The following is an 8525-nucleotide window of genomic DNA, read 5'->3' as shown; positions in this document are numbered from 1 at the left end:
CTACCCAATAGATGGGTGATGATTTTTTATACTTTAGGAAGCAACTCAATAGCTGAGGAAGGGATGTGAAGGCTTAACATCAATGATGGGGAGAAAATGATCCCTCCCCATTAGACAAATTACCCGCGCTTGTTAGATCCGCGTCGCGCCGTCGTTGCTGCTGGCGCTGCATTACCCGTATTTTGACGAGTAGAACTTTTACGAGCAGAACCTTGACGACCCGCGACCTGACGGCCAGCAACTTCAGTATGGCGTTTAACCGCACGACGGATTTGATTGGCTTTAACCCGGCGTCGGTCTTTCTCAACCGGCAGTTTACTGACAGTTTCAGAATCCAATTCGACCAACTCACGCAAGTAGTTGGTTGCCTTCAGATCCAATTCGGTCCAGCCACCCCGTGGCAGGCCCTTCGGCAAATTAATATCACCATAACGCACACGAATCAGACGGCTAACCTGCACGCCAACAGCTTCCCACAAGCGGCGAACTTCACGGTTGCGCCCTTCGGTCAACGTAACGTTATACCACTGGTTAATCCCCTCTCCGCCTTGGAAGCTAATGGTGCGGAAAGCCGCTGGACCATCTTCCAACTGCACGCCACGGCTAAGTTGTTTGATTTTTTCGTCATCGATTTGACCAAACACCCGCACGGCATATTCGCGTTCAACTTCACGGCTTGGGTGCATCAGACGGTTGGCAAGTTCACCGTCAGTAGTGAACAATAATAAACCTGACGTATTAACGTCCAGACGGCCTACCGCCACCCAGCGCGAACCGCGCAGTTTAGGTAAACGATCGAATACTGTTGGGCGACCTTCGGGATCATTACGGGTACAGAGTTCACCTTCCGGCTTGTAATACGCCAGAACACGGCAAACAGCCTCTTCAGATTCTTTAATAGAAAGAAGATGACCATCGAGGCGAATTTTGGTGGCCTGAGTGACTTCAACACGATCACCCAGCGTTGATATTTTACCATCAACGCTGACACGGCCTTGTTGGATAATGGTTTCGATTTCCCGACGCGAGCCATGACCGGCGCGTGCCAAGATTTTCTGTAATTTTTCACCCACAATTTTATCGCCCTGCGGTTTAGGGCTTTGTGGCTTTGAGTTTGGTAATTTTTGGTTTTCTGACTTCTCGCTCATTGAGCAACCTCTAATGTCGCCTTCACAGGCGTCGAGTTATATATTGTAATCAATAAGTTAAGCTCACAATCAAGCAAAACTCACTGATTGTAATACATTTTAGAACACAGCATGGCGCACTAAAAAGGGTGCAGGCGGACTCACACGCTGGTTCGTGACCCGACATATTACACTAATTTCACACTCAAGGATTCAAAAAGTGTCTGCCCTCCCTTTTACTTGCTCAGAGATCTACAGTGCCATGGCCAAAATGGATAAAAATCGTGCAACACAAGAATAATCCTACACCGATCGGATGCTTGTCTGATTATTTTGTGATCTAAATCAATTTAAACTGTACTCCATCAACTGCCATCTGCAGTGTTAATTCCAACTCGATAAGGCGAGTTTAAACCCGATTAAAAACCAAGCCTTTCTTTTCTCAATTTCTCGTCTCTTATTTCTATTTCGTTTTCTTATTTCGATTTTATCTTTCTTGTAATCATTATTATCACCAGGATGTATTCATCTATATGAAACCTATTACAATCCAAAAATTAAATATTATTACCCGCTGCCTGATGGCAACGTTAATGACCGGTGCGGCCTCTAGTGCTTATGCTATTGAGTGTAACGACCCCGCCAGAACATCGACTGATAGTGCCTGTACGGTCACTACAGCCTCAAGTACTGATATTATTGGCGCATTGGCGGAGGGTTCAGAGAGTACCGATGCCTCCGGGTATACTGTTACTGTCGATACGCCCGCATCCGCCACATTGCAATCTATTCTTGGCGGGTCTGCTGATGCTGTCGCATCAACGTCTAACGTAAGTAATACTAACGCGGTTATAAGCCGTGCTGATGCTAATGGGGCAAGTAATAATAATACCGTTATCGTTAATAATGGTTTATTTAATGGCGATATTTATGGCGGTTATGCCAGTGCCGATGCCAATAGCGATGCCATGGTAAGCGCTATGGCGATAAATCGCATTGCCGAAAGTGATGTCTATGCAAACGCCAGCAGTAATATGAATACGATTATTATTAACAATGGTGTGTTCAAGAGTGATATTTACGGCGGTTATTCTGTTACCAATGGCAATGCTTTTGCAAACGCCTACGGTACTGACAGTATCGCCAGAAGTTTGGTTGATGCACGCGCAACCAGTGATACCAACAACATTACAATTAATGGCGGTTCGTTTAATGGCCCTGTCCATGGTGGATATGCCTATACCAATGTGTTTGCTTTTGCCTATGGCACTAACAGCGTAGATAAAACTCAGGCAAACGCCAGCGCCTCAAGCAGTGGCAATACCATTGTTATTAATGATGGTTCATTTATCGGTTCCATTTATGGTGGCTACGCAGAAGCCATCACCATGATTGACCAAATAACCCCAGGGGAAAGTAGCAGTATCAGGGTAAAAAGTAATACCAACACTCTTACGCTGAATGGCGGTGTATTCAGTGGCCTTATTTATGGCGGCTATGCATCAAGCTTTGGTGGCGCGCCAACACCTGAGAATGCCACGGCAATCAATAACACCATTACGCTGTCAGGCACTCCGGTGTTTAACGCCAATAGCAGTGAAATATGGGGGGGGTACGCGGATATGTTCGACGGTATCGCAACCTCATATGGTGATGCTTTCAGCGGCAATACCTTTAACTTTGCCGCTAACCCTATCACTCTGAATAAGATGGGTAATTTTGCCTTTTATAATTTTTATCTCAACAACAATATTAAAAATAATGATGTTTTGATTGCGTTGACTAACGCGGCCAATATCGACAATGCGGCTATTGCAGTGACCGGTATCAGTAAGGACAGCGGCCTGGTCAAGGGTGATGCTATTACGCTTATCTCAAATGTCACTGGGGGTGAAGCGACGTTAAATAACACGCAAAAAGTCACGATGGGTACGGCAAAACTGGCTGATATCAGAGTGTATCGGGAAAATGATGCAGTAAAAGCGTCGTTAGATGGCGTAACCCAATTAAGCCGGGAAAGCAGCCCGATTACCGGTTTTGAGGTAAATCCACAGACTAAAGCCTATTTGGAAGGCCGCCTGCCAGGCATGCTGTTGATCAACCAAGGCAGCGACCTGCTTGCCGGGTTAGATACCGCACAGCTCAAGCGTGATGACAATGAGGTGGCGCTATTTGGTCTGACCTCCGGCAGCAAGAGCCGTTACAACACCGGTTCCCACATTGATATGGATAGCTTTGCTTTGACCACCGGCATCACTAAGAATCTGGGGCAACTCACCCTCGGTGGCCTGTTTGAAGCCGGCTGGGGTAGCTATGACGCCTATAATGATTTTAGCGGATTGGCCAGTGTAAAAAGTAACGGAAATGTCGACTATAAAGGTGCTGGTATTATTGCCAACTATGCATTCACTAACGCTATTTACCTCAACAGTTCTCTGCGTGCAGGCCGCGTATCCAGCGATTTCTCTTCTGCTGATTTCGGTGTGAATGGCGGGGTTGCGAGCCATTATGACAGCGCGTCACCTTATGTCAGCGGGCAGCTGAAAACCGGCTATCGCTATGCCATGACGCCGGCGGTGAAACTAGACACCCATGCCAGTATTCTGTCGACTCGAGTAGGCAGTGACAGTGTCACTAATTCCCAAGGTGAGAAGCTGACGTTTTCGGCGTTGAACTCACAGCGTGTTAATACCGGCGTTACTGTCACCTATCATGCCACACCGAAACTGGATGTTATCAGCGGGGTTGCCTATGAATATGAATTTGATGGTAAAGCCAAGGGGACTATCGATGGGGACAATATCGATTCTGCTGGCGTTAAAGGGAGCACGGGCATTGCTGAAGTGGGCATTCGCATTACGCCGACTAAAGAAAAGAATCTGTCTATGGACCTGAAACTGTCAGGTTACAGCGGAAAACGCGAAGGTGTAGCTGGCGGGCTTAGTGTGAAATATGCCTTCTAACACCGGTGATTGAGCATGTCATCTGGGTTGGATAGCGGTACCTTTCGGTTATGCCGTATCCAACACCCCAGATATAAAGATATTTAGCGGAACGGTGTGGCGTCCCCCGCGCCTTCACGAATAACTTCAGGAGAGGAATCAGTCAGGTCAATAACTGTAGTGGGTTGCTGCCCTAATGAACCGCCATGGATGATTAAATCCACTTGCTTACCGAGATGGTCTTTGATCTCTTCCGGGTCGGATTCAGCAAAGTCATTACCCGGTAGCATCAATGTCGTCGACATCAAAGGCTCGCCTAATACATCCAGCAACGCCAGCGCAATAGGGTTAGAAGGCACACGTAAACCAATAGTTTTACGTTTGTCATTCATCAAACGCCGAGGGACTTCTTTCGTCGCCTTCAATATAAAGGTGTAATTACCCGGGGTATTATTTTTGATCAGTCGAAACGCTGAATTATCAACATATGCATAAGTCGATAACTCCGACAAATCACGGCACACCAGTGTGAAGTTATGATTACCATCTAATTGGCGGATTCGGCAAATACGTTCCATTGCCGCTTTATCTTCTAAACGGCAGCCAAGGGCATAACCAGAATCTGTCGGGTAAACCACCACCCCGCCCTTGCGTAACACATCAACACTTTGGTTGATCAGTCGCGGCTGAGGGTTTTCCGGGTGTATATAAAAAAATTGACTCATGACACTACCTCATCATTCAACGTTCGCGTTAGCTGGCTCTACAGGCCAATCACGCCATACTGGTTCCACCCCTGCGGGCAGCCACAATTTGCGGCCCAATTCAATCCAGGCGCAAGGCTGATGGAAATCAGATCCCTGGGATGCCAGTAAATTATAGTCGCGCGCATACTGTGCAAGCTGCGCTCGTTCATGGGGGGCTTGTTGGCACTGGGCAACTTCCATGGCATCACCGCCATGTTCGGCAAAATGGGCTAATAAACGTTTCAACCATTTGGCGGTTAAATCGTAACGACCCGGATGCGCCAGTACCGCTTGCCCACCAGATTGCTTAATTGCTTCAATAGCTTGTTCTATTGTACACCATTGTGCGGGGACATAACCGGTCTTGCCTTTGGCTAAATACTTTTTAAAAACCTGCCCAACGTTACTCGCTAACCCCAATTCCACCAGATAGCGGGCAAAATGCCCACGGGTTACCTGTCCGCCCCCCGCCAAGCGGTTAGCTCCGTCCCAGGCACCGGGAATCCGCGCTTTTTCCAGTCGCGCGCTTATTTCCTGCGCCCGAATATAGCGATAGTTGGACTGCTCACTCAATAATTTGCCAATACTGGCATGCTGGGTATCAATACCTAATCCCACAATATGGATCTCGTGATTTTCCCATAATGTAGAAATTTCCACCCCAGGGATAAGCCGTAGTGCCAATTGTTGCTGGGCAATGGTGGTGGCGGCTTCAGCCAACCCTGCGGTGGTATCGTGATCGGTAATAGCCAAAACACCTACCCGCATCTGTGCTGCTCTTATTACCAGTGCCGAAGGGGTTAACAAGCCGTCCGACGCAGTGGTATGGCTATGCAAATCATAAAGTGTAAAGGCCGTTGATGTGGCGGCATCGGCCCTATCAGATAAGGTGGTGTTATCAGTCAAAACAGGTTTATTTATCAAAATGGTCTTATTAACCAAAACAAAAATCCGAAAAAGCGTGGCGGGCTATCATACCTGTTAATAACACACTAACGTTAATCAAACTTAGTCGTGCTCTGCCACCGTAGCGAAATTAAAGTGAAATAGATAACCGCACAGACTTTGTTAGAAAACAATCAATCAAGGGTTGACATTTACCTCGTGAACCAGTTAACTAGTACACAAGTTCACGGAGTACTTAAACGTCTGAGTTAACAGCAAGTGAATGTAGCTAACCCCCTGCGGCTTCAAGGGCAAGGGGAATAAACTGAATGCAATCATAGAGAGTAGTGACTGATAATGAAAACTTCCCTGATTTCCTTACTGCGTTGGTGGCACATCTCCCTCTCTCGGGCGATGTAATCACGCATATCAGTCACCAGACAATGCAGATTGCTTCAGCCCGCTAATAGCGGGCTTTTTTATGGTCAGATTTCGGCGTAATCACTTTTCAGGAAAGATAAATGATGCAAACTTCGCGCCCCACATTACAGTTACTGAGCACCCCGGCGTGTTACCGCGATGACCCAACCGCGCTGTTTCACCAGCTCTGCGGCGCACGACCAGCCACTCTGCTGCTTGAATCCGCAGAAGTGACCAGTAAACAGAACTTAAAAAGCCTGCTGATTATTGATAGTGCTTTACGTATTACCGCCCTTGAGCAGAAAGTCACGATTGAAGCACTCAGTCGCAATGGCGCGTCGTTATTACCGCTGTTAGATGCTGCGTTACCGCCACAAGTAGAGATTCAAGTGCGCCCGAATGGCCGTGAATTAACCTTCCCTATCATTAACGAAGTGCAAGATGAAGACTCTCGTTTACAGTCATTGTCGGTTTTTGATGCGCTACGTTTGCTACTAAAACTGGTCGATGCACCCGTAGCTGAGCGGGAAGCCGTATTCATTGGTGGTCTATTCGCTTACGATTTGGTGGCGGGTTTTGAAAATTTACCCCCGCTGCGCCAGGACCAACGTTGCCCGGATTTCTGCTTCTATTTAGCCGAAACCTTGTTGATATTGGATCACCAGCATCGCTCGACGCAGTTGCAAGCCAGTCTGTTTACCGCCGACGCTAGCGAGCATTTGCGTCTGACCCAGCGGTTAGAACAAGTTAGCCACCAGCTACAGCAAGCACCACAACCGATCCCGGCCCAGTCAGTGCCTGAGATGGCGTTACAGTGTAACCAATCAGACGCCGAGTACGGTGCAGTGGTGGCCCAATTACAGATAGCAATCCGAGAAGGCGAAATTTTCCAGGTTGTTCCTTCACGCCGTTTCTCACTGCCTTGCCCCTCACCACTGGCGGCATACCAAACATTGAAAGACCATAATCCCAGCCCGTATATGTTCTTTATGCAGGATAACGAATTCTCCCTGTTTGGTGCTTCACCGGAAAGTGCGCTGAAATATGACGCCACCAACCGCCAGATTGAGATTTACCCGATTGCCGGTACCCGCCCGCGTGGCCGCCGTGCCAATGGTGAATTGGATCGCGATTTAGACAGCCGTATTGAGCTGGAGATGCGCACTGACCATAAAGAATTGGCTGAACATCTGATGCTGGTGGATTTAGCCCGTAATGATTTAGCCCGCATCTGCGAGCCGGGTAGCCGCTATGTGGCCGATTTAACTAAAGTTGACCGCTATTCCTTTGTGATGCATTTGGTCTCGCGCGTAGTGGGCACGCTGCGTCAGGATCTGGATGTACTGCATGCTTATCAAGCCTGTATGAATATGGGCACCCTGAGCGGCGCACCGAAAGTCCGCGCTATGCAATTGATTGCTGGCAGTGAGGGCGCACGTCGGGGCAGTTACGGTGGCGCGGTGGGTTACTTTACCGCACACGGCGATTTGGATACCTGCATTGTTATCCGCTCAGCTTATGTCGAAGACGGTATCGCCACGGTCCAAGCGGGGGCCGGTGTGGTGATTGACTCCATTCCACAGGCCGAAGCCGATGAAACTCGCAATAAAGCACGTGCGGTTCTGCGGGCAATTGCTAGCGCACACCATGCCAGGGAGATCTTCTAATGGCTGATATCTTGCTGCTCGATAATATTGACTCCTTTACTTACAACCTGGTGGACCAATTACGTTCCAGTGGCCATCGGGTGGTGATTTACCGTAACCAAATCGCCGCCGATACCATTATCGCCCGCTTGCAACAACTCGAACAACCGGTACTGATGCTCTCGCCCGGTCCTGGCACACCGGCACAGGCGGGGTGTATGCCCGAATTATTGCAACGTTTACGCGGCCAGTTGCCGATTATCGGTATTTGCCTTGGCCACCAGGCCATTGTCGAAGCTTATGGCGGCCATGTAGGACAGGCCGGAGAGATACTGCACGGCAAAGCCTCGGCCATTGAACACGATGGACAAGCTATGTTTGCAGGCATGCCGAATCCGCTGCCAGTAGCCCGCTACCACTCATTAGTGGGCAGCAATATCCCAACAGAATTAACTGTTAACGCCCGTTTTGGTGAGATGGTCATGGCGGTGCGCCATGACGCACATCGGGTGTGTGGCTACCAATTTCACCCGGAATCTATTTTAACCACCCATGGTGCCCGTTTGCTTGAGCAGACGCTGGACTGGGCATTATGCCCTCCACACATGAAGCTGTAGCGGTGTTAGCTACATTCGTTACTCGCATGCTGTCACCTGTAACACCATGTTCTTTGGGTAGGGTGTAATTAAGGACTATAAGATGCAAAACTTATTATTATCAAAAGAATTATTATTGGAAAAACTGTTTCAGGCTAAATCC

At 48.4% G+C, this 8525-nt stretch carries 7 protein-coding genes and 1 other annotated feature; of the genes, 4 read left to right on the top strand and 3 right to left on the bottom strand.

Features of this window, described 5'->3' with window-relative positions; genetic code table 11:
* Positions 1 to 119: 119 nt before the first annotated feature.
* Complete coding sequence (gene rluB, locus V1952_RS17515; RefSeq protein WP_372558974.1) at positions 120 to 1148, bottom strand: 23S rRNA pseudouridine(2605) synthase RluB; 1029 nt, start codon at positions 1146 to 1148, stop codon at positions 120 to 122.
* Between the two features lie 512 nt (positions 1149 to 1660).
* Between rluB and V1952_RS17510 the strand changes: the two genes are divergently transcribed.
* On the top strand, positions 1661 to 4090 hold the full coding sequence (locus V1952_RS17510; protein ID WP_420075211.1) for an autotransporter domain-containing protein: 2430 nt from the start codon (positions 1661 to 1663) through the stop codon (positions 4088 to 4090).
* An 83-nt stretch (positions 4091 to 4173) separates the two neighbouring features.
* On the opposite strand, the gene V1952_RS17505 is transcribed toward V1952_RS17510, so the two are convergent.
* A complete protein-coding gene (locus V1952_RS17505; RefSeq protein WP_005191561.1) occupies positions 4174 to 4794 on the bottom strand; it encodes an L-threonylcarbamoyladenylate synthase in 621 nt (206 codons plus the stop codon).
* 12 nt (positions 4795 to 4806) lie between these two features.
* Positions 4807 to 5739 (bottom strand): RNase RNM, encoded by a 933-nt coding sequence (gene rnm, locus V1952_RS17500; RefSeq protein WP_420075210.1) that lies wholly within the window; start codon positions 5737 to 5739, stop codon positions 4807 to 4809.
* A gap of 318 nt (positions 5740 to 6057) precedes the next feature.
* Between rnm and trpL the strand changes: the two genes are divergently transcribed.
* From trpL to V1952_RS17485, 3 genes are all read left to right on the top strand, one after another.
* A complete protein-coding gene (gene trpL, locus V1952_RS17495; protein ID WP_002227930.1) occupies positions 6058 to 6120 on the top strand; it encodes a trp operon leader peptide in 63 nt (20 codons plus the stop codon).
* Positions 6082 to 6183 (top strand) — a sequence feature (Trp leader region). Its footprint overlaps the gene before it by 39 nt.
* 41 nt (positions 6184 to 6224) lie before the next feature.
* Positions 6225 to 7787 (top strand): anthranilate synthase component 1, encoded by a 1563-nt coding sequence (locus V1952_RS17490; RefSeq protein WP_420075212.1) that lies wholly within the window; start codon positions 6225 to 6227, stop codon positions 7785 to 7787.
* A complete protein-coding gene (locus tag V1952_RS17485) occupies positions 7787 to 8383 on the top strand; it encodes a glutamine amidotransferase-related protein (protein ID WP_083158925.1) in 597 nt (198 codons plus the stop codon). The genes V1952_RS17490 and V1952_RS17485 overlap by 1 nt, the downstream gene beginning before the upstream one ends.
* Positions 8384 to 8525: the final 142 nt, after the last annotated feature.

The organism is Yersinia sp. 2542 StPb PI, assembly GCF_048593855.1.
Classification (GTDB): Bacteria; Pseudomonadota; Gammaproteobacteria; order Enterobacterales; family Enterobacteriaceae; genus Yersinia; species Yersinia enterocolitica_E.
The sequence above is the reverse complement of the archived record's forward strand: the minus strand, read 5'-3'. Positions and strand labels throughout refer to the sequence as shown.